General features: G+C 72.1%; 22 protein-coding genes. 6 read left to right on the plus strand and 16 right to left on the minus strand.

Going from position 1 to position 20,171, the window contains the following annotated elements; all coding sequences use genetic code 11:
* Nucleotides 1–24: 24 nt before the first annotated feature.
* Nucleotides 25–1,017, minus strand: a complete 993-nt coding sequence (locus tag SHK19_RS19125) for a zinc ribbon domain-containing protein (RefSeq protein ID WP_322937171.1) — start codon at nt 1,015–1,017, stop codon at nt 25–27.
* A 22-nt stretch (nt 1,018–1,039) separates the two neighbouring features.
* Nucleotides 1,040–1,474: a hypothetical protein gene (locus SHK19_RS19130; protein ID WP_322454813.1), complete on the minus strand. Its 435-nt coding sequence runs from the start codon at nt 1,472–1,474 to the stop codon at nt 1,040–1,042.
* Between the two features lie 102 nt (nt 1,475–1,576).
* Here SHK19_RS19130 and SHK19_RS19135 point away from each other — a divergent pair, with 102 nt between their 5' ends.
* Nucleotides 1,577–2,911: a glycoside hydrolase domain-containing protein gene (locus SHK19_RS19135; protein ID WP_322937172.1), complete on the plus strand. Its 1,335-nt coding sequence runs from the start codon at nt 1,577–1,579 to the stop codon at nt 2,909–2,911.
* A 1-nt stretch (nt 2,912) separates the two neighbouring features.
* Here SHK19_RS19135 and SHK19_RS19140 read toward each other — a convergent pair whose 3' ends face one another.
* From SHK19_RS19140 to SHK19_RS19165, 6 genes are read right to left on the minus strand one after another with little or no spacing between them, the layout of a single operon-like run.
* Complete coding sequence (locus tag SHK19_RS19140; protein ID WP_322937173.1) at nt 2,913–3,356, minus strand: DUF3817 domain-containing protein; 444 nt, start codon at nt 3,354–3,356, stop codon at nt 2,913–2,915.
* A gap of 10 nt (nt 3,357–3,366) precedes the next feature.
* Nucleotides 3,367–4,035, minus strand: a complete 669-nt coding sequence (gene purQ, locus SHK19_RS19145; RefSeq protein WP_322937174.1) for a phosphoribosylformylglycinamidine synthase subunit PurQ — start codon at nt 4,033–4,035, stop codon at nt 3,367–3,369.
* On the minus strand, nt 4,032–4,295 hold the full coding sequence (gene purS / locus SHK19_RS19150) for a phosphoribosylformylglycinamidine synthase subunit PurS (protein WP_322937175.1): 264 nt from the start codon (nt 4,293–4,295) through the stop codon (nt 4,032–4,034). Before purS ends, purQ begins: the two co-directional genes overlap by 4 nt.
* Nucleotides 4,296–4,305: 10 nt before the next feature.
* On the minus strand, nt 4,306–5,223 hold the full coding sequence (locus SHK19_RS19155; RefSeq protein ID WP_322937176.1) for a phosphoribosylaminoimidazolesuccinocarboxamide synthase: 918 nt from the start codon (nt 5,221–5,223) through the stop codon (nt 4,306–4,308).
* A gap of 37 nt (nt 5,224–5,260) precedes the next feature.
* On the minus strand, nt 5,261–6,130 hold the full coding sequence (locus SHK19_RS19160) for a hypothetical protein (protein ID WP_322454807.1): 870 nt from the start codon (nt 6,128–6,130) through the stop codon (nt 5,261–5,263).
* Nucleotides 6,127–6,693 (minus strand): RNA polymerase sigma factor, encoded by a 567-nt coding sequence (locus tag SHK19_RS19165; protein ID WP_322454806.1) that lies wholly within the window; start codon nt 6,691–6,693, stop codon nt 6,127–6,129. Before SHK19_RS19165 ends, SHK19_RS19160 begins: the two co-directional genes overlap by 4 nt.
* 82 nt (nt 6,694–6,775) lie before the next feature.
* On the opposite strand from SHK19_RS19165, the gene SHK19_RS19170 reads away from it, so the two are divergent.
* Genes SHK19_RS19170 through SHK19_RS19180 form a run of 3 tightly spaced genes read left to right on the plus strand, consistent with a single transcriptional unit; the run spans nt 6,776 to nt 9,314 of the window.
* Complete coding sequence (locus SHK19_RS19170; RefSeq protein ID WP_322454805.1) at nt 6,776–7,393, plus strand: hypothetical protein; 618 nt, start codon at nt 6,776–6,778, stop codon at nt 7,391–7,393.
* Nucleotides 7,394–7,423: 30 nt separating this feature from the next.
* The gene (locus SHK19_RS19175; protein ID WP_322937177.1) at nt 7,424–8,950 is read left to right on the plus strand and encodes an alpha/beta fold hydrolase; all 1,527 of its coding nucleotides are present in this window, start codon (nt 7,424–7,426) and stop codon (nt 8,948–8,950) included.
* A 46-nt stretch (nt 8,951–8,996) separates the two neighbouring features.
* Nucleotides 8,997–9,314 (plus strand): antibiotic biosynthesis monooxygenase family protein, encoded by a 318-nt coding sequence (locus tag SHK19_RS19180; RefSeq protein ID WP_322454803.1) that lies wholly within the window; start codon nt 8,997–8,999, stop codon nt 9,312–9,314.
* Between the two features lie 9 nt (nt 9,315–9,323).
* Here the strand turns inward: SHK19_RS19180 and SHK19_RS19185 are convergent, their stop codons facing one another.
* From SHK19_RS19185 to purD, 4 genes are all read right to left on the minus strand, one after another.
* A complete protein-coding gene (locus tag SHK19_RS19185; RefSeq protein ID WP_322454802.1) occupies nt 9,324–9,941 on the minus strand; it encodes a hypothetical protein in 618 nt (205 codons plus the stop codon).
* Nucleotides 9,938–10,525, minus strand: coding sequence for an RNA polymerase sigma factor (locus SHK19_RS19190; protein ID WP_322454801.1), 588 nt, complete (start codon nt 10,523–10,525; stop codon nt 9,938–9,940). The genes SHK19_RS19185 and SHK19_RS19190 overlap by 4 nt, the downstream gene beginning before the upstream one ends.
* A gap of 40 nt (nt 10,526–10,565) precedes the next feature.
* Complete coding sequence (gene purB, locus SHK19_RS19195) at nt 10,566–11,984, minus strand: adenylosuccinate lyase (protein ID WP_405030439.1); 1,419 nt, start codon at nt 11,982–11,984, stop codon at nt 10,566–10,568.
* A 158-nt stretch (nt 11,985–12,142) separates the two neighbouring features.
* Nucleotides 12,143–13,411 (minus strand): phosphoribosylamine--glycine ligase, encoded by a 1,269-nt coding sequence (gene purD / locus SHK19_RS19200; protein WP_322454963.1) that lies wholly within the window; start codon nt 13,409–13,411, stop codon nt 12,143–12,145.
* A gap of 27 nt (nt 13,412–13,438) precedes the next feature.
* Between purD and SHK19_RS19205 the strand changes: the two genes are divergently transcribed.
* The gene (locus tag SHK19_RS19205; RefSeq protein ID WP_322454799.1) at nt 13,439–14,533 is read left to right on the plus strand and encodes a glycosyltransferase 87 family protein; all 1,095 of its coding nucleotides are present in this window, start codon (nt 13,439–13,441) and stop codon (nt 14,531–14,533) included.
* On the opposite strand, the gene SHK19_RS19210 is transcribed toward SHK19_RS19205, so the two are convergent.
* From SHK19_RS19210 to SHK19_RS19220, 3 genes are all read right to left on the minus strand, one after another.
* Complete coding sequence (locus tag SHK19_RS19210; protein WP_322454798.1) at nt 14,511–14,798, minus strand: hypothetical protein; 288 nt, start codon at nt 14,796–14,798, stop codon at nt 14,511–14,513. The genes SHK19_RS19205 and SHK19_RS19210 overlap by 23 nt on opposite strands.
* Before the next feature lie 18 nt (nt 14,799–14,816).
* Entirely contained in the window at nt 14,817–16,115 is a 1,299-nt protein-coding gene (locus SHK19_RS19215) for an adenylosuccinate synthase (RefSeq protein ID WP_322937178.1), read from the minus strand.
* A 133-nt stretch (nt 16,116–16,248) separates the two neighbouring features.
* The gene (locus SHK19_RS19220) at nt 16,249–17,697 is read right to left on the minus strand and encodes a carboxyl transferase domain-containing protein (protein ID WP_322937179.1); all 1,449 of its coding nucleotides are present in this window, start codon (nt 17,695–17,697) and stop codon (nt 16,249–16,251) included.
* A 41-nt stretch (nt 17,698–17,738) separates the two neighbouring features.
* Here SHK19_RS19220 and SHK19_RS19225 point away from each other — a divergent pair, with 41 nt between their 5' ends.
* Nucleotides 17,739–18,662: a diacylglycerol/lipid kinase family protein gene (locus SHK19_RS19225; protein ID WP_322937180.1), complete on the plus strand. Its 924-nt coding sequence runs from the start codon at nt 17,739–17,741 to the stop codon at nt 18,660–18,662.
* Nucleotides 18,663–18,667: 5 nt separating this feature from the next.
* Here SHK19_RS19225 and lysS read toward each other — a convergent pair whose 3' ends face one another.
* Nucleotides 18,668–20,119, minus strand: a complete 1,452-nt coding sequence (gene lysS / locus SHK19_RS19230; protein ID WP_405030513.1) for a lysine--tRNA ligase — start codon at nt 20,117–20,119, stop codon at nt 18,668–18,670.
* Nucleotides 20,120–20,171: the final 52 nt, after the last annotated feature.

Raw genomic sequence — 20,171 nt, forward strand, 5'->3', positions numbered from 1 at the left:
CGACTGAGGGCGCGCGGCCAGACGTCACTCCCGCTCGCCGCGCAGCTGTGGGAACGGGCGCATCGCGAGCTGGTCGACCGCGGCCAGGTACTCCGCTTCGTCGGCCGCGTAGATCGTCACCGACCACGGCGCAGACGGATCGGTGTAGTAGATCGCGACCTTGTAGCCCACCGACGAGTCGCGGGACTCCACCTGCAGGGCGACCAGGTCGCCGCGACCGTCCGGTGCCGCGATGACGGCGACGGTGTTGCTGGCGTAGTAGGTCTCGAGCGCCGCGCGGGACCGCCACTCGCTGTAGTGGAAGCGGACCGTGGCGCCGCCGACCACGGGGGCGCACCCTGCCTCCGACGCGCGCTGGGCGCCGGCCTCGGTCGAGCAGCTGGCGCCGGTCGACGAGGGGAACACCCAGGCCAGTCCGGCCGCACCGGTCGGCGCCGCGCAGTCGGCGAGCCGGGTCACGGCCGCACCGCCGTCCCAGCACTGGAACGTCGGCGGCTCCTTGGTCGCGGTCTCAGTCGCGGTCGGCGTCTCGCTGGCCTGGGCCGAGGGCGCGGCATCGGTCGTCGCGTCCCGGTCGCCGGTGTCGTTGGCACGATCCTCCGCCGACGTGTCGGAGGGCGAGTCGTCGTCGCCCCCGAACAGCAGCACCACACCGCCGGCGCCGATCGCAGCGGCGAACAGGGCGGCGACGGCCATGAGTACGACCGGCGTACGACGACGCCCGTTCCGTCCGGCCTCGTACGCGATAGGTGGCGGCCCGGTCGGTGGCGGCCCGGTCGGTGGCGGCACGGGCGGTGGCGGAACGGGCGGGTAGCCCGGCGGGGGCGTCGCCGGCACCGCGAACGTGGGTGGTGCTGCCGGAGGCGGCGGCAGGTCGTCGGCGAACAGCGGCCCGGTGATCCGGGTCCCCTGGCCGTAGGCCGTCGGCGGCTCGGCCGGCGCGAGGTTGGTGCCGCACTTCGCACAGAATCGCTGGTCGGGGCGGTCCGGCGGCGTGCCGCAGGTGGGGCAGTCCATCGACCTCGGACCTCCTCCCCGATCATGCCGACGAGGACTGACCCGCCCCCGTCGCGTAGATCGCGAAGCCTAGTGCCTGAGCGGCGAAGAGTACGCCGACCAGAGCAACCCATGCGCCTGGACCGGCCGCGCCCGGGTCGGTGCCGCTGAGCCTGAGCACGAGCGCGATCGAGCCGATCGACCCGACGGCGAGAGCCCCCACGCGGACCGCCGTCGCCGCACGTCCGGAGAAGCCGACCACCCCGATCACCACGATCCCGGCCAGTGCCGGGACCAGCAGCACGACGGCCGCTCCCGAGGGGACGACCGCGTCGACGGCACCCCGTCGGACCAGCTCAACGGCGTCCAGCAGCGACGTCGCGGAGAGCGTGCCGTGAGCGGTCCACGGGAGGAACAGCGCGATCAGCCAGCACACGCCGGCCGCCGCCGAGCCGAGGAGCCCACCCACCCTGACCATGAATTACAACCCTGTAGTTCTGTGTGACCACTGTTACTGCTGTGATTGATGAGGCTATCGTGATTGACCGCGCCTTCCCCACCCGACTCACTGGAGCCCAAGATGTCTGCCCGGTCCGCCGCCGCTGTCGCCGTACTGGCGGTCGCGATGGTCCTCGCCCCGTTCCGCCCGGCCGCGGCCGAGCCCAACCCGGCGACCCCCGGCGACTTCCGCGGCTACGGCTTCGACCAGTGCCTGGCGCCGACACAGCGGGCGATGGACGCGTGGCTCAACCACTCGCCGTTCCTCGCCGTCGGCATCTACATCTCCGGCAACTCCCGCGCCTGCCGCAGCCAGCCGAACCTGACGCCGAGGTGGATCGGCACCCAGCTCCGCAAGGGCTGGCGACTGCTCCCGATCACGTTGGGGCCGCAGGCGTCGTGCAGCGACCGGTTCCCGCGGTACCACGACGACCCGGTGATCGTCGGCCGCCCGGGCCGCCACGACAACTACCCGGCTGCCCGCCGTCAGGGTCGCGCCGAGGCCGAGAAGGCGGTCGCTGCGGCCGGGGCGCTCGGCATCGTGCCGCGCAGCACGCTCTGGTACGACCTCGAGGCGTTCGACCACACCAACCGGCACTGTCGCGAGTCGGCGCTGGCCTTCCTCAGCGCGTGGACCAACAAGCTGCACGACCTGCGGTACGTCTCCGGCGTCTACTCGAGTGCCGGGTCCGGGATCAAGATCCTCGACGACGTGCGGGTCCAACGGCCGGGCGCCTACACGCTCCCCGACCGGATCTGGATCGCACGCTGGGACGGCGTCGCCAACACCTCGACGTCGTACATCCGCGACGACGGCTGGCGGCCGGGCGGCCGGGTGAAGCAGTACCTGGGCGGCCACGACGAGACCTGGGGCGGCGTCACGATCAACATCGACCGCAACTACCTCGACCTCGGCCGCGGCAGCTTCGCGCCCCCCGAGGAGCACTGTGGAGGGGTCAACCTCGACTTCAGGCGGTTCCCGGCACTGCGCGAGCCGAGCGGTGGCCACGCGCCGCCGGCCAACAAGGTGCGGGCCCTGCAGTGCCTGCTCCAGGAGCGCGGGCACTACGACGGCAAGCTCACCGGCACCTACGGGCCGGCGACGATCGCCGCGGTCCAGGAGTGGCAGGAGCGCCGCGGCTTCCCCGTCAGCACCACCTGGAGCCCGGCCAACTGGGTCGCGGCGTTCGCCCAGGGCAGGGACTACGCCCAGAAGATCGGGTCGGCCGGCCTGCACGTGCGCCGGGTCCAGCGGGCGCTCAACGCCGCCGACCCCACCCTGCAGCGCGTCGTCAACGGCATCTTCCGCCGGACGACGGCCCAGGACGTGCGCGCCTACCAGCGCCGGGTCGGCCTCCGCGCCACCGGCATCGTGAACGAGCGCACTTGGGAGAAGCTGCGGGGCGGGCGGGGCTGACTCAGCCGACCGGCGGGCCGACGACCAGCGCGATGCCGGTGAGGGCGGCGACCGCCACGACGAAGCCGACGATCGCCTGGCGGTGGTGGCGGAGCAGCCAGCAGACGGCCCGCTGCGCGGCGGTGTCGCTGTCGTGACGCGAGTGCCAGTGGTCGTCGAGCCCGCCGCGCTTCTCGACGTGCCGGTCGAACCACACCGTCATCAGCGGCGGGACCGACGACGCGAGCCCGAGCAGCAGCCGGCCGCGTGACCACTGCTGGTCGACCCCCACGACGACGGTCACCAGGCAGTAGGCGATGAACGCGACGCCGTGCACGGGACCGGCGACCTGGACGCCGACCTCGGACGTGCCGACGACGTACTTCACGAACATCCCGGCCAGCAGGCAGGCCCAGGTGATCGCCTCGGTGACGGCGAGGGCGCGGAAGACGTTGCGCGGGGTCATCGGGCGGTGGTCACGACAGCACGGCGGCGGCGAGGCTGGTGAAGAAGCCGAGCCCGTCGGTGCCGGAGCCGGTCAGCTCCTCGACGGCGTGCTCGGGGTGCGGCATCAGGCCGACCACGTTGCCGCGCTCGTTGGTGATGCCGGCGATGTCGTTGAGGGATCCGTTCGGGTTGACCTCGAGGTAGCGCGCGACGACCTGCCCCTCCCCCTCGATCCGGGCCAGCGTGTCGGCGTCGGCGACGAACCCGCCTTCGCCGTTCTTGAGCGCGATCGTGATCTCGGCACCCTCGGCGTACGACGACGTCCAGGCGGTGCGGTTGTTCTCGATCCGCAGCCTCTGGTCCCGGCACACGAACCTGCGGTGGTCGTTGCGGATCAGCGCACCGGGCAGCAGGTGGGACTCGCAGAGGATCTGGAAGCCGTTGCAGATGCCGAGCACGGGCAGCCCGTTGCCGGCGGCCCGCACCACCTCCGACATCACCGGCGAGAAGCGCGAGATCGCGCCACAGCGCAGGTAGTCGCCGTACGAGAACCCGCCGGGAAGGACCACCGCGTCGACACTCTTCAGGTCGGCGTCGGCGTGCCAGAGGGCGACCGCCTCGTTGCCGCCGATCCGGACCGCACGCCGCGCGTCTACGTCGTCGAGGGAGCCGGGGAAGGTGACGACCCCGACCCTCACTGGTCGGCCTGCTCGACCTGCTCGACGCTCACGACGTAGTTCTCGATGACCGGGTTGGAGAGCAGCGTCTCCGCCATCTTCTCGACCTCGGCGAGCACGTCGGGCGTGACGTCCCCCTCGACCTCGAGCTCGAACCGCTTGCCCTGGCGGACGTCGGTCACGCCGCCGAAGCCGAGTCGCGGCAGCGCCCCGAGCACCGCCTTCCCCTGCGGGTCGAGGATCTCGGGCTTCGGCATGACGGCTACGACGACTCTTGCCACGCGCCAGAGTCTAGAAGGTCTCCCCGGTCAGCAGCTCATAGGCCTCGACGTACCGGCTGCGGGTCCGCTCGATGACCTCGGGCGGCAGCGGCGGCGGAGCCTCGCCGGACGCCTTGTCCCAGCCGGACTCGGGCGATAGTGCCCAGTTGCGCACGATCTGCTTGTCGTACGACGGCTGCGCGCGGCCGGGCTGCCACTCGGCCGCGGGCCAGTACCGGGAGGAGTCGGGAGTGAGCACCTCGTCGGCGAGCACGATCTCCTTCGTGGTGGTCGAGCCTGTCGAGACCCCGAACTCGAGCTTGGTGTCGGCCAGGATGATGCCGCGTTCCCGGGCGATCGCCTCGGCCCTGCGGTAGACCGCGAGGGTCAGGTCGCGCAGCTCGGCGGCGGTCTCGGCGCCGACCGTGGCCACGACGGCGTCGTACGAGACGTTCTCGTCGTGGTCGCCGAGATCGGCCTTCGTGGCCGGGGTGAAGATCGGCTCCGGCAGCCGGCTGCCGTCGACCAGGCCTGGCGGCAGCGGGATCCCGCACACGGCGTGATCGGGGTCGCTTGCGTTGTAGTCGAGCAGGCCGGTCCCGGTCAGGTAGCCCCGCGCGACGCACTCGACGGGATACATCGCGAGGTTGTCGCAGATGACGGCGCGCCCGGCGACCTCGTCGGGTACGCCGGTGCTGACGATGTGGTTGGGCACCACGTCGGCGAGCTGGTCGAACCACCACAGCGACGTCCGGGTGAGGATCTCCCCCTTGTCGGGGATGGTCGTCTCGAGCACGTAGTCGAAGATCGACAGCCGGTCGCTCGCCACCATCAGCAGCTTGCCGACGTGCGGGCCGTCGGTCAGCTCATAGAGGTCGCGCACCTTCCCGGAGTGGAGGTGGCGGGCGCCGGGCAGCACGGGCGCGGTCGGGATGTTGGCGAGCGTCACGGGCAACAGCCTACGAGCGCGCAGCCGGCGAACCCGGTCAGCCCACCGCAGCGCGCACGACGGCTTCGTACTCCTCCAGGTCCACCCATTCCAGCGACCCGACCAGCGCGCGGAACTCCGCCGCCCCGAGCGTGCTGGTCTCGAGCAGCAGCCCCGGGCCGCCGTCGTCGACGGGGGACGTGAGCAGAACCTGGTACTCCTGGCCCTCCTGCACGAAACCGGTGAGCCGGCCGGTCACACCGAGGACGTCGATCCGGTCGCCGGCCCGGTCGTAGCGGTCGTAGGCGAACGGGTCCGCCGAATCCGTCTGCACCCAGGTCAGGTGCACCTCACGGCCCCCGGGGCCGACCCAGTCGAGGTCCATGTTGTAGACGCCTTCCACCCGCCAGCCTTCGGCGGTGAGCAGCACGGGCTTCGGCGGCCGCTGGTACCGCTCCTGCTGGACGAGGTCACCGGGCTGCTGCTCCTGGAGGATCACCTCGTCGCAGTGCGCGAACTCGGGGCCGTCCGTCGCCGGCGTCGGGCCGCCTCCGTAGCTGAGGATGCAGGCGTTCTCGGCTGTCTCCGTGGCGGTGTCGGCGCTCGGGCTCTCGGCGCTCGGGCTCTCGGCGCTGGGGCTCTCGGTGCTGGGGCTCTCGGCGCTGGGGTTCTCCGCCGGAGAGGAGGGACCGGACCCGAAGCCCGGGCTACGCGGCGAGGTGTCCGGCCCCTCACCGGCCGACAGCGCCCAGGCGCTGCCGGCGACGGCGACGACGGCCGCTGCGGCCGCGAGCGGCACCAGCAGCCCACGGTAGGAACGGTCCGTGCTCGTGCTGCTCTGCATGATCTCCTCCAGAAGCTCGGCGCGCCCCTCGGCGATGGGCAGACCGGCGACGCCCTGGTCGGTGATCCTCTGACGTGCGCTCATGCCGGTCCCTCCTTCGGGGCCACGGTTCGGGGTCTTCTGGGGAGATGTCCGGCCCGGGCCGGATCGTTGCCGAGCTGCGCCCGCAACCTCGCCTTGGCCCGCGACAGCCGAGGCCGTACGACGGCGCCCGGCAGCCCGAGCACCTCGGCGATCTCCCGCGACTCGAGGCCTTCCCAGAGGTGCAGCTGGAGGACCTCCTCGTCGCGCGCACTCAGCCGCGCCATCGCCGTCGTCACGTCCGTCCGGTGCACCACCTCGGCCGACAGGTCGGCCATCGCGAGCGACAGCTGCTGTCGCAGCCGGTCGCCGAGCGCGACGCGGCGGCCCTCGCCGCGCCGGTGGTTCGCGAGCACCCGCCGGGCGACGCCGTACAGCCATGGGCGGGCCGCGTCGCCGTCCGGGACGTGCGGCCCCCTGCGCCACGCGACCAGGAACGTCTCGGCCGTGACGTCCGCGGCATCCTCGGGCCGGTCGGTGCGTCGCAGGGCAAAGCCGAGCACGGCATCGAAGTGCAGCTGATAGAGCCGTCGGAAAGCGACGTCCCGAGAGTCGGGCTGATCCATACCTCTCCCATGTCCGGGTGCCGGCCGATCGTTGCAGGGGGTGGTCGTTTCTGTCCCGAACCCGTGCTGGCACAGTGTCGCCATGCCGGAGTCTGCCGAAGAGGTCTATCAGCGGATCGTTGCCAGCACGGGCGACGGAGGTCGCCTCCCGATGCCGCCGTCGGGAGGGTGGGACATCTTCCCCTGGGACGTCGTCGACGGCGCACTCGCGCCGAAGGTGGTCCAGCCGCCGGGTGCCGAGCCCGGGCGGTACGGCGAGGACCCCGCGAAGGCCTGCCCCGAGTGCACCGGGATCGACCCCGACCGGATCGTGTGGGAGGACGAGCGCTGGCTCCTCACCCACCCGGGCCAGCCCGCCGGCCTCCCGCTGGTGCTGATGCTGCACACGCGTGAGCACGAGGACTTCGGCCAGCTCGACGACGAGCTGGCGTCGCAGTACGGACGGATCAGCAACCGGCTGGTGCGGATCATCGAGAACCTCCCCAACATCGGCCGGGTGCACGTCAGCCGCTGGGGTGACGGCGGCGCCCACTTCCACGTCTGGTTCTTCGCGCGGACCAAGGGCCTGATGCCGGTCCTCGGCTCACCCGCCGCCGAGTGGAACGACATCATCCCTCCCGGCGACGAGGGCGTCTGGCGCAAGGACCTGCACACCGTCGCCACCAAGCTCTCCAACTGGGGCGGCGACGCCCGCGCGTAGCCCGGGGCGGGGGGCGACGTTGGTCCGACCGTGAACCGCGGATCGCGCTGCCTCGTCCTGCTCGCGGCACTGGCCGCCGCCGCAACCCTGACGTCGGGAGCGACGACAGCCTCGGCCGAACCGGACCCGACGCCGGCGCCGGCGTCGTACGACGTCGCGGCCGACCTCGCGAACATGCGCGCCGCCTACGGCCGGATCATCGGGCCGGGCGGGCAGCTCCAGAACCCGGCCTACCTTCCTGCGCTGGTCCGCGAGAGCACGCTCGTCGGCGTCTCCCAGCTGATGCAGCAGCTCGCCACCCCCGACCGACTCGCGCTGACGCCGGCGATGGTCGTTCCCGGGTGGAACGTGGGCAACCCGCTACGCGCCACCTGGGAGGGGAGCCGCGGCCGCTCGCAGCAGGTCGCTTTCACCAACCGGTTCGGCGCACTGCTGCGCGGCACCGTCTACGCCCCGCTGCCCGGCGCGACGGACCCCTACACCGGTGCCGCGCTGCGGGCGCCGTATCCGGGCGTCGTCATCACGCCGGGTTCCGTCGGCGGCTCGCAGGGGATGTACGAGTGGCTGGCGCAGGACCTGGCCGAGCGCGGTTACCTCGTCCTTCTCTACGACGTCCAGGGCCAGGGCACCAGTGAGACCCTCCCGCACGACGGCGACCCGGTCTTCCCGTTCTGCAACCCGTTCGGCGCGATCGAGGGCGATCCCGCCCTCGGCACCGAGCAGATGACACCGTGCCCGGGAGTGCCGTTCCAGCAGCTCTCCAACTTCACCACCGGCACCGTCGACGCGCTCGACTTCTTCGTCTCGAGGCCGTCGGCGCCGTACGCGAACCCCGCGGCAGGCACGACCGAGGTCGACCGATTCAACCCGTGGTGGCGCGAGTGGGACCGGTCACCGATCCGCAACCCGCGCACGCCCGGACGGACGACCCGGCTGGCGATCGTCGGCCACTCGATGGGCGGAGCGGCGGTGTCCTACGTCCAGGGGTACGACGAGCGCGTCGCCGCTGTCGTCGCGTTGGACAAGCTGTGGTCCGAGGGGCCGGCGCCGTTCGGGCAGCGCCCCGTGCGACCCGTCGTACCGTCGCTCGGGATCCAGGCGGAGTACGGCTTCACGCCGAGCCCGTGGCACCTGTCCGCCGGGTCGTCGCTGGTCCCGGCTCTGTCGCCGCAGGGTCCGGACCCGCGGCGGGAGAAGGCCACCGGCTTCGATCGCTGGAGCGCGCGTGGCCTGGAGACGATGGTCGTCGTACCACGCGCCAGCACCCACCTCGAGTTCGCCGACGTACCGCTCGTGCTGCCGGCCAGCCGCTACGGTCAGGCCCTCAGCAGCGTCTACACCCAGGCGTGGCTCGGTCACTACCTGAAGGGTGACACCGGCGCGGGTGCGCTGCTGGCGCCGCGGTTCCGCTACCTCGAGCCGGTCGGACGGGGCCGATGGGCACCGGTGCGGCTGGTTCGCGACGAGCTCTTGAGCGAGCGGTACTGCTCGGCGTACCGGCTCCGTGTGAACGGCGCGATCCGCGCCGACGGCGACATCAACGGCGTCGGCTGCTGACCCGGCCGCCGGGCTGTCGCCCTAGGCACGCGCATAGGCTCACGGCATGTCCGTCGTGAAGATCAACGCCATCCACGTGCCCGAAGGCGCCGGGGCTCACCTCGAGGAGCGGTTCGCCGCCCGGGCGGGCGCCGTCGAGGGCTCGCCGGGCTTCCTCGGCTTCCAGCTGCTGCGGCCGGTCGCCGGCGACGACCGCTACTTCGTCGTGACCCACTGGGAGGACCAGGCATCCTTCGACGCCTGGCGCGAGGGCGCGGGCATGGCAGCACACGCCACCAAGCCCGGCGACGAGCAGAAGAAGCCGGTGTCGACCGGCGCCGACCTGCTGGAGTTCGAGGTCGTCCTGGACGTCAAGCCGGCCTGACCGCTCTGGTCAGCGCGACCTGCGTTCCTTCGGACCGACCTGGAGTACATGGCACCGGTGATCGCGGGCGACGAAGCGAACGTCCTGGTCAGCGAGACGGACCACGTAGCGGGCGCCGCCCTTGCGCCGCGAGGCGCGGAGCCGCAGGGCCTCGACCTCCTCGGCGTCCAGGTGATCGAGCACGCGGAGACACTTGTTCAGGCTCGCGACGCGGCCGATCTCGACGCCGTTGAGGCGGACCTCGGGCTGTTTGTCGCGTCGCCGGTCCTTCGTCGGCTCCGACGTGGGCGTCGTGGCCTCGGTCGTGGGCTCGGTCGTGGGCTCGCTTGCCGTCCGCTCCTCAGACGTTGCGGCGACGACCTGGTCGTCCTCGCCGCCGCTGTCGTCACCGCTAACGGCGAACCACGCGCCGCCGACGACGAGGGCGATCGCCGCCGCGATCCCGACCGGGATCAGGACACGTCGGGCGGCCGGGGCAGCAGTGCTTCCGGCACCGGGTTGGGACACGATCTCCTCCAGGAGAGCCTGGCGCGCGTCGTGGAGTGGCCAGAGGTCGATCTGCTCCCGCGGGTGCGGGTCCCTCCCGGCCAGCGGGTCGGTGCCCGGGTCCGGGTCGTGGTCGATCATCGGCTCTCCCCGGTCACGTGCTCGAACGGGACTGCCTGGACATGTCCGGACGTCGACGGAGCGTCACACCCGGGCTCGAGGAGGTCCCGGAAGCGGCGGCGGGCGCGGGCCAGCCGCATCCGGGCGGTGCCCGGCGCGATGCCGACGACGGCCGCCGCCTCGGTCGGGCTCAACCCGTCCCAGCCGACCAGCATGAGCAGCTCGCGGTCGTCGGGTCGCAGCCGCAGCAGCACCCGCCGAATCCGGTCCCACTCGGCGACACCGACCGCCGGATCGGGCGTGACGTCACGCGCCAGCGTGTCGCGGAGCAGACCGCCCAGCCGCTGCCGGCGACGCTGGCCGCGGTGGTAGTTGGCGAGCGTGTGCCGCGCGATCCCGAAGAGCCAGGGTCGTCCGTCGCCGGGTGGCGCCTCGTCGAGGCGGCGCCAGGCGACCAGGAAGACCTCGCTGACCACGTCCGCCGCGTCGGCCGGCTGGTCGACCCGGCGCAGCAGGTAGCCGAGGACGGCGGCGAAGTTGCCGTCGTACAGCGCCCGGAACTGCTGCTCCGGGTCGTGCTCGTCCGTGGCGGGACCGAGGGTCATGTCCTTCCATGTCCGCCTCGGCATCGAGCGTCACACGTCGCTACAGGATGGCGCCGGGTGAGTACGCTGCCGCGGCCGGATGCCGTTCGACGACCGCGGCCACCTGCCGGCAGACCGCCTGGGTCTGCGCGACCGCGGCACCGGTGAACGTGATCGGGTCGGCCACCAGCGTGGTCAGCTGGTCCGCGGTCAGGCCGAGCCGCTCGTCGGCGGCGAGCTTGGCGAACACGTCGTTGGCGGCCTGGCCCTGGCGCATCGCGAGCGCCGTGCCGACGGCCGCCTCCTTGATCGCTTCGTGCGCGGCTTCTCGACCGACACCGTTGCGCACCGCGGCCATCAGCACCTTGGTGGTCGCGAGGAACGGCAGGTAGCGGTCGAGCTCGCGTTGGATGACCGCGGGGAAGGCACCGAACTCGTCGAGCACGGTGAGGAACGTCTGGAACAGGCCGTCGACGGCGAAGAACGCGTCCGGCAGGGCGACCCGTCGTACGACGGAGCACGACACGTCGCCCTCGTTCCACTGGTCGCCCGCTAGCTCGCCGACCATCGACAGGTAGCCGCGCGTGACCACGGCGAGGCCGTTGACCCGCTCGCAGGAGCGGGTGTTCATCTTGTGCGGCATCGCGGACGAGCCGACCTGGCCCTCCTGGAAGCCCTCGGTGACCAGCTCGTTGCCGGCCATCAGCCGGATCGTGGTCGCGAGGTTGGACGGCGCGGCGGTCAGCTGGACCAGTGCGGAGAGCACGTCGAAGTCGAGACTGCGCGGGTAGACCTGGCCGACGCTCGTGAGCACCCGCTCGAAGCCCAGGTGAGCGGCGACCCGCTGCTCGAGGTCGGCCAGCCTGTCCTCGTCACCGCCGAGCAGGTCGAGCATGTCCTGTGCGGTGCCCATCGGACCCTTGATGCCACGCAGCGGGTAGCGGGCGATCAGCTCATCGACCCGGTCGAGTGCGATGAGCAGCTCGTCGGCGACCGTGGCGAACCGCTTGCCGAGGGTGGTCGCCTGCGCGGCGACGTTGTGGGAACGGCCGGCCATCACCGTCAGCTCGTGCTCGGCCGCGAGCCGGGCGAGCCGGGCGAGGGTCGCGACGGTGCGGTCGCGGAGCAGCTCGAGGGACTGCTTGACCTGCAGCTGCTCGACGTTCTCGGTCAGGTCGCGCGACGTCATGCCCTTGTGGATGTGCTCGTGCCCGGCGAGCGCGGAGAACTCCTCGATCCGCGCCTTCACGTCGTGCCGGGTGACCCGCTCCCGCGCGGCGATCGACGCCAGGTCGACCTTCTCGACGACGTCCTCGTAGGCCTCGACCACGCCGTCGGGCACGTCGACGCCCAGGTCGCGCTGCGCCCTGAGCACGGCGATCCACAGCCGGCGCTCGAGCACGATCTTGTGCTCGGGCGACCAGATCTCGGCGAGGTCGGCACCCGCGTACCGGGTGGCGAGGACGTTCGGGACGGTCACGTGCCTCATTCTCCCATGGCCTCGAATCGACAGGTTTGCATCGTCGAATCGACAAGATTGGTCCTTCGAGTTGACTCAGATGGTCAGGCGCCACGCCGAGCCTGTCGATTCGACGCACCATGAGTGTCGATTCGACGCACCATGAGTGTCGATTCGACCTAATCCTTGAGGGAGGCGCCCTCGACGACGCCGAGCGGCTCGGCGGCGATGTCCGTGCGGAGCTGCCGACCGTCGAACGAGATCATCCCTGCGGCGTCGTACGCCCGGGCCCGCGCCTCGGCCAAGTCCGCGCCGACGGCGCGGACCGCGAGCACCCGGCCCCCCGCGGTGACCAGCTCGCCGTCGCGGACCGCGGTGCCGGCGTGGATGACGTCGACGTGGGCCAGCTGCGCGGCGGCGACGACGCCGGCGATGACGTCGCCCTTGGACGACGTCTCCGGGTAGCCGGCGGAGGCGAGCACGACCGAGACTGCGGCGGCGTCGCGGAACCGCGGGGCCGGCAGGGAGCCGAGGCGGCCTTCGGCGGCCGCGTGGAGCAGCACACCCAGCGGCGACTCGAGGACGGCCAGCACCGGCTGGATGTCGGGGTCCCCGAAACGGCAGTTGAACTCGATCACCCGTGGGCCGGCGGCGGTCAGGGCGAGGCCGACGTAGAGGCAACCGACGAACGGCGCGCCGCGACGTGACATCTCCGCGAGGGTGGGCTGCACCACGGCGTCGATGACGACCTGCGCCAGGTCCGGCTGTGTCCAGGTGAGCGGCGTGTAGGAGCCCATGCCGCCGGTGTTGGGCCCGCGGCCGCCGTCGAAGATCCGCTTGAAGTCCTGCGCCGGCTGGAGGGGGTACGCCGTGCTCCCGTCGCAGATCGCGAACAGCGACACCTCCGGCCCATCGAGGAATTCCTCGACCACCACCCGGCCGCAGGCCTTCGCGTGGGTGAGCGCCTCGGCGCGGTCGCGGGTGACGACCACGCCCTTGCCCGCGGCGAGCGCGTCGTCCTTGACGACGTACGGAGACCCGAGCTCATCCAACGCATCGGCAGCTTCGCTGGTGGAGGTGCAAACGCGCGAGGCCGCTGTCGGTACGCCGGCGGCGGTCATGACCTCCTTGGAGAACGCCTTGGAGCCCTCGAGCTGCGCCGCGGCCTCGGACGGGCCGAACACCGCGATCCCGCGAGCGCGCACGGCGTCGGCGACGCCGGCGACCAGCGGCGCCTCCGGCCCGACCACGACCAGTCCCGCGCCGATCCGCTCGGCGAGGTCCGCGACCGCCGTACCGGACATAGGGTCGACCTCATGCACGGTCGCGACGGCCGCCATGCCGGGATTGCCGGGCGCCGCATGCAGCGCCACGACCGCGGGATCCTGCGCCAGGGCGAGCACCAGGGCGTGCTCGCGTCCGCCCGTGCCGACGACGAGGACGCTCAGTTCGCTGGACACGAGCGCCGATCCTACGTGGCCTGGATTCTCGTGCTGGCGCTCGCCGCTGCGGTGGTCGGCGGGCTCGTCGGCGGCTTCACGGACCTGCACGTCTACCGCTACGCCGGACGGGCGGTGCTCGACGGCGCGCAGGTGTACGACGCGGACGACCCGGTCACCGGTCTGCCGTTCACCTATCCGCCGTTCGCCGCGGTCGTGATGGTGCCGCTGGCACTCGTGCCCGGCTGGCTCGCAGCGGCGCTCTGGACCGGGGCGAGTGCCGCCTGTGTCGCCGCAGCGGTCGTGTTGGTGCGCCACGCGGACGGCCTGCCGGCACCCGGTTGGCTGGTCGCTCTCGTCGCCACCGCCTCGATCGCGCTGGAGCCGGTCTGGCAGAACCTCGCCTTCGGCCAGGTCAACGCGGTGCTGATGCTCGCCGTCCTGGTCGACCTCCTGCGCCCGGAGCGCCGGCTGTCCGGCGTCCTGGTGGGGATCGTGGCGGGCCTCAAGCTCACCCCGTTGGTGTTCGTGGTGCTGCTCCTCCTGGTCGGCCGGCGATCGTCGGCCGGTCGCGCCGCGCTGGCCTTCGCGGCCACCGTCGCCATCGGGTTCGCGGCCATGCCGGCAGCGTCGTCGTCGTACTGGACCGACGGCCTGCTCGACGCCCGCCGCGTCGGCCCGCCGCAGCTGGCCCACAACCAGTCGGTGTCCGGAGCGCTGGCCCGCCTGCTCGACGGTCCGCCGTCGACCGTGCTGTGGCTGTGCGTCGCCGGGCCGCTCGCCCTCGCGCTGCTCGGCGTCGGCGTGGTCCGCTGGCGACGCGGGGACCCGGCGCTCGGGGCGTGTCTCGCGGCGATGGCGATGCTCGTCGCCTCGCCGGTCTCCTGGTCGCACCACTGGGTGTGGGCGGTGCCGGTGGCGGTGGTCCTGTGGGAGCGGAGCCGGTGGGCGGCGGTCGCCTGGACCGCCGTGTTCGTGGCCCGGCCGATGCTCTGGCCGCCGTGGGGCGAGGAACGGGAGTACGACTGGAACGCCGCCGACCACCTGGTCGGCAACGCCTACCTGCTCGCCGCGCTCGCGCTCGCCGCGGGCGTGGCGGTCACGACCCTCAGGCTCCGTCGAACCCGTTGAGCAGCAGGAAGAACAGCGCGACCCCGACGAGGGCGGCACCGATGCCGAGGAGGGCTCCGACGATCACCCGCCGCCCGGTCGCGGCCCCGTCACCGACCAGCGCCGGCGTGGCGAGACCGACGAGCGCGCCGACCGCCGCCATGCCGCCCAGCTGGACGGGCAGGATCCAGTCCTCCGAGCCCTCGCCGTCGAAGAACGCGGCGGCGACGGGCAGGCTCAGGACCCCGGCAACGAGCAGGACGAGGTAGGCAAGGATGCGTGGCACGACGCCGAGCGTAGGGCCTCAGCGCAGCGGGTGCAGGACAACTGCCTGTTCGCGCTCGGGCCCCACCCCGACGACCGACATCCGGGCCCCGGAGATCTCCTCCAGCGCCTGCACGTAGGCCTGCGCGTTGGCCGGCAGGTCCCCGAGGGAGCGGGCGCCGCTGATGTCCTCGGACCATCCCGGGAAGTACTCGTAGACCGGCACCGCGTGGTGGAACGCGCTCTGGTTCGCCGGCATCTCGTCGTACCGCACGCCGTCGACGTCGTAGGCCACGCACACCGGGATCTGCTCGAGACCGGTGAGGACGTCGAGCTTGGTGAGCACGAAGTCGGTGACGCCGTTGACACGGGCGGCGTAGCGGGCGATGACGGCGTCGTACCAGCCGCAGCGCCGCGGCCGACCCGTCGTCGTGCCGAACTCGGCGCCGGTGTTGCGCAGGAAGTCGCCGGACTCGTCTTGCAGCTCGGTCGGGAACGGGCCCTCGCCGACGCGGGTCGTGTAGGCCTTCACGATCGCGATGACCTGGTCGATCCGGGTCGGCGGGATCCCGGAGCCGGTGCACGCGCCGCCGGCGGTGGCGCTGCTGGAGGTCACGAACGGGTAGGTGCCGTGGTCGACGTCGAGCAGCGTCGCCTGGCCCGCCTCGAGCAGCACGGTCTCGCCACGGTCGAGCGCTTCGCCGAGGAGCAGCGTGGTGTCGCAGACGTACGGCGCCAGCCGGTCGGCGTGCGCCAGCAGCTCCTCGACGGTCTGGTCGACCGAGGGCGCGCGGCGGTTGTAGACCTTGGTGAGGATCTGGCTCTTGAGCTCGAGCGCGCCCTCGACCTTCTGGGCCAGGATCTTCTCGTCGAAGAGGTCCTGGACCCGGATGCCGATCCGGTTCATCTTGTCGGCGTACGTCGGTCCGATGCCGCGACCGGTGGTGCCGATCTTGCGGCTCCCGAGGAACCGCTCGGCGACCTTGTCGAGGGTGCGGTTGTAGTCGGCGATGACGTGGGCGTTGGAGCTGACCTTGAGCCGCCCGGTGTCCGTGCCGCGCGCCTCGAGACCGTCGATCTCATGGAAGAGGACGTCGAGGTCGACGACGACGCCGTTGCCGATGACCGGGGTGCAGCCCGGGGTGAGGATGCCGCTGGGGAGGAGGTGGAGGGCGTACTTCTCAACGGTGCCGTCTTCCTGGCGAATCACCACGGTGTGGCCGGCGTTGTTGCCGCCGTTGAACTTGACCACGTAGTCCACCCGGCTGCCCAGGTGGTCGGTCGCCTTGCCCTTGCCCTCGTCGCCCCACTGGGCGCCGACGATCACGATCGCTGGCATCTGTGTGCTCCTTCGCTACGGGAACGGAGTCCCTCCAGCCCGTTCGGGCCGGCTGCTCGACGCACCACTGCTTGTCCATCGGTTTCCCAATGCAAAAACCCCGGTGCAAGACCGGGGCTCTTGCGACGCAACATTACCAAAAACCGGGAGCCGTGCCCGATCGCAGGTGGTGGGCGATCTCCGCGGCGACGGCGCGCGCGAGGTCGGCGGGGGTGTCGTCGTCGTGCTCGGGGACGACGGCGTGCACCTCGCCGCCGGCCAGCAGGTCGAGCGCACGGACCCCCTGGCTGGTGGCCATCTCCGCGGCGCGGTCGACGGTGCCGTAGCGGATCACGCTCGCACCCTCGGGCGGCAGCGGTGAGAGCCAGGCGTGCTCGGTCGCGAGCACGGTCGCCGCCGGCAGCAGGGCGAGCGCGCCGCCACCGCACCCCTGGCCGAGGATCATCGACACGGTGGGCACGGTCATCGTCACCAGGGTCGCGATGCAGCGCGCGATCTCGCCGGCGATCGCCCCCTCCTCCGCCTCGGGCGAGAGTTCGGCGCCCGGAGTGTCGATCACGGTCACCAACGGCAGCCGCAGCTCCTCGGCGAGCCGCATCGCGCGCCGCGCCTCGCGCAGCGCGCCCGGTCCCATCGGCGTGGCCGCCGACTGCCGCGAGCGGTCCTGCCCGACCAGCACGCACGGGATCCCATCGAGCCGGGTGAGGGCGACGATCACGGTCTCGTCCCGCTCCCCCTCGTCGGTGCCGCGGAGCCGCAGCGTCCCCTCGGCGCCGTACTTGAGCAGCTCCCGGACGCCGGCCCGACCGTCGGCACGGGTGTGCTCGATGGACTCCCAGGCGGCGGCCGCGACCACGTCGGCGGCCACGGGGGTACGACGCTCCTGCGTGCCGGGGCCGGGCGGGTCGACCAGGACCGCCAGCGCCAGGTCGAAGAGCCAGCGCAGGTCCTCGCTCGAGACGACGGCGTCGATCACACCCTTGGCGGCGAGGTTCTCGGCGGTCTGGACGCCCTCGGGGAACGGGCGGCCGTTGAGCGCCGCGTAGACCTTGGGGCCGAGGAACCCGACGAGGGCGCCGGGCTCGGCCACGGTCACGTGCCCGAGCGAGCCCCACGAGGCGTAGACGCCGCCGGTGGTGGGGTGGCGCAGGTGCACGAGGTAGGGCAGGCCGGCGGCGCGGTGCTCCATCAGCGCGCGGGAGATCTCGATCATGTGGACGAAGGCGCGGGTGCCCTCCTGCATCCGGGTGCCGCCGGAGGCGGTGCTCGCGACGACCGGGATGCCCGCGGCGGCGGCGCGTCGTACGGCACTCGCGATCCGTTCGGCCGCGGCCACGCCGATCGATCCCGCGAGGAACTGGAACTCGTTGACGATGAACGCCACCGGGCGGCCGTTGACCGTGCCCCGACCGGTGAGGACGGACTCGTCCGTGCCGGCCTTCTCGGCCGCGGCACGCAGCTCGGCCTGGTACTCGTCGCTGTGGCCGCCGGCGTCGACCGGCTCGTCCCAGGACTCGTAGGAGCCTTCGTCGAGCACCAGATCGATCAGCCCACGTGCGGTCCAGCGCCTGCTCGTCCCCATGGCATGAAATCCAACCACCCCCCGACCCGTAAGGTGGGTCGGTGCCTGCTCCTGAGCCCCTCCTGGTGATCACGAACAGTGATGCGGGCACGGCCGACGACGCCGCGCTCGACTCGGCGCTCACCGTGCTCCGCGACTCGACGTCGGTCGAGGTGTGCCGCACCGCGGCACCCGGCGAGCTCGACGGTGCCCTGCACCGGGCGGGGTCCCGACGGGTCGTGGTCGCCGGCGGTGACGGCAGCCTGCACGCGGTCGTCTCCGCGCTCCACCGGCGTCACGAGCTCGGGGTCGACCGGGTGCTCGGACTGTTGCCGCTCGGCACGGGCAACGACTTCGCGCGCACCCTCGGCATCCCCCTCGACCCGATCGAGGCGGCGCAGGCGCTCGTCGACGGCGCCGTCCGGCCGATGGACCTGCTGGTCGACGAGGTCGGGCAGATCGTCGTCAACCAGGTGCACCTCGGCGCCGGCGCGGAGGCGGGCCGGAAGGCCAAGCCGTGGAAGGAGCGGCTCGGCCGGATCGGCGTGGGACCGGTCAACCTCGGCCGGCTCGGCTACCCGATCGGCGCCCTGCTGTCCTCGATCGACCCGCCCGTGCTGCGACTCCGGGTCGAGGTCGACGGCGAGGTCGTCACGGACGTCGACCGCCCCGTGCTGATGATCGCGCTCGGCAACGGCGCCACTGTGGGTGGCGGCCTGCAGCTCACCCCCGACGCCGACCCGGGCGACGGCCGGATCGACGTGATGATCGCGCGGCCCAAGGGCACCCTGGGCCGCCTTGCGTACGTCGGCCGGCTGGGGATCGGGACGCACGCCACCCACCAGGACGTCGTCACCATGCACGCCTCAACGGTCACGATCAGCGGCACCGAGTTCTGGTGCAGCGCAGACGGGGAGCTCTACGGACCGGAGCGGCACCGCAGCTGGCGGCTCGAGCCGGCGGCCTACTCGATGATCGTGCCCTAGGGGTCCTAGACCTCCGGCTTGACGTGCGGGAAGAGGATCGTCTCCCGGATCCCGACACCGGTGAAGAGCATGATGAGCCGGTCGATGCCGATGCCCACGCCGCCCATCGGCGGGGCGCCGTACTCCAGCGCACGGAGGAAGTCCTCGTCGAGCTGCATCGCCTCGGGGTCGCCACCGGCCGCGAGCAGCGACTGCTGGGTCAGCACCTCGCGCTGCACCACCGGGTCGACCAGCTCGCTGAACGCCGTGCCGCGCTCGACGCCGGCGATGACCAGGTCCCAGGCCTCGATCAGGCGCGGGTCGTCGCGGTGCCGGCGCGCGAGCGGCTGCGCGGACGGCGGGTAGTCGCAGAGGAACGTCGGCTGCAGCAGGCCGGGCTCGACGAGCTCGCCGAGCAGCTCCATCACGATGTGGGCGGCACTCCACGCCGGGTCGGCCTCGATGCCGTGCCGCTCGGCGATCTTGCGCAGCGTCTCGGCGTCGGTGTCGGGGGTGACGTCCTCGCCGACCGCCTCGCTGACGGCCGGGTAGACCGACAGCCAGCGCCACTCGCCGTCGAGGTCGACGACGCCCTTCGGCGTCTCGATCTGCCTGCTGCCGACCTCGTCGGCGGCGGCGAGGACCAGCCGCCGGGTGAGCTCGGCCATCGTGAACTGGTCGCCGTAGGCCTGGTAGGCCTCGAGCATCGTGAACTCGGGGCTGTGCGTCGAGTCGACGCCCTCGTTGCGGAAGATCCGACCGATCTCGAAGACCTGGTCGACGCCGCCGACCACCGCCTTCTTGAGGTTGAGCTCGAGCGCGATCCGGAGCGTCATCTCCTGGTCGAAGGCGTTGATGTGGGTCCGGAACGGACGTGCCTTCGCGCCACCGTGGAGGAGCTGGAGCACCGGCGTCTCGATCTCGAGGTAGCCCTCGTCCTCGAGCGTGCGGCGGACCGCACTGACGATCGCGGCCCGGGTGCGCACCATGTCGCGGGCCTCCTGGCGGACGATGAGGTCGGCGTACCGCTGCCGGACCCGCACCTCCTCCGACAGGTCTTTGTGGAGCACCGGCATCGGGCGCAGCGCCTTCGACGCCATCCCCCAGCGGGTCGCCATCACAGACAGCTCGCCCCGACGCGACGAGATGACCCGGCCCTCGACGTACACGTGGTCACCGAGGTCGACCAAGGACTTCCAGTCGGCGAGGGACTCCTCGCCGATCTCGGCCAGGCTCAGCATCACCTGCAGCCGGGTGCCGATGCCCTCCTGGAGGGTCGCGAAGCAGAGCTTCCCGGTGTTGCGGACGAAGATCACGCGCCCGGCGACGCCGACGACGTCCTGGGTCTCCTCGCCGGTCTCCAGATGACCCCACTGCTCCCGCACCTCCGCCAACGTGTGCGTGCGCGGGACGGAGATCGGGTACGCCTCCCGGCCGCTCTCCAGCAGCGCGGCGCGCTTGACCCGGCGGACCTTCATCTGCTCGTTGAGGTCCGGCTCCGGTGCAGCGCTAGGGATGTCGTTCACAGTC

Origin of the sequence: Nocardioides bizhenqiangii, from assembly GCF_034661235.1 — a bacterium.
Classification (GTDB): Bacteria; Actinomycetota; Actinomycetes; order Propionibacteriales; family Nocardioidaceae; genus Nocardioides; species Nocardioides bizhenqiangii.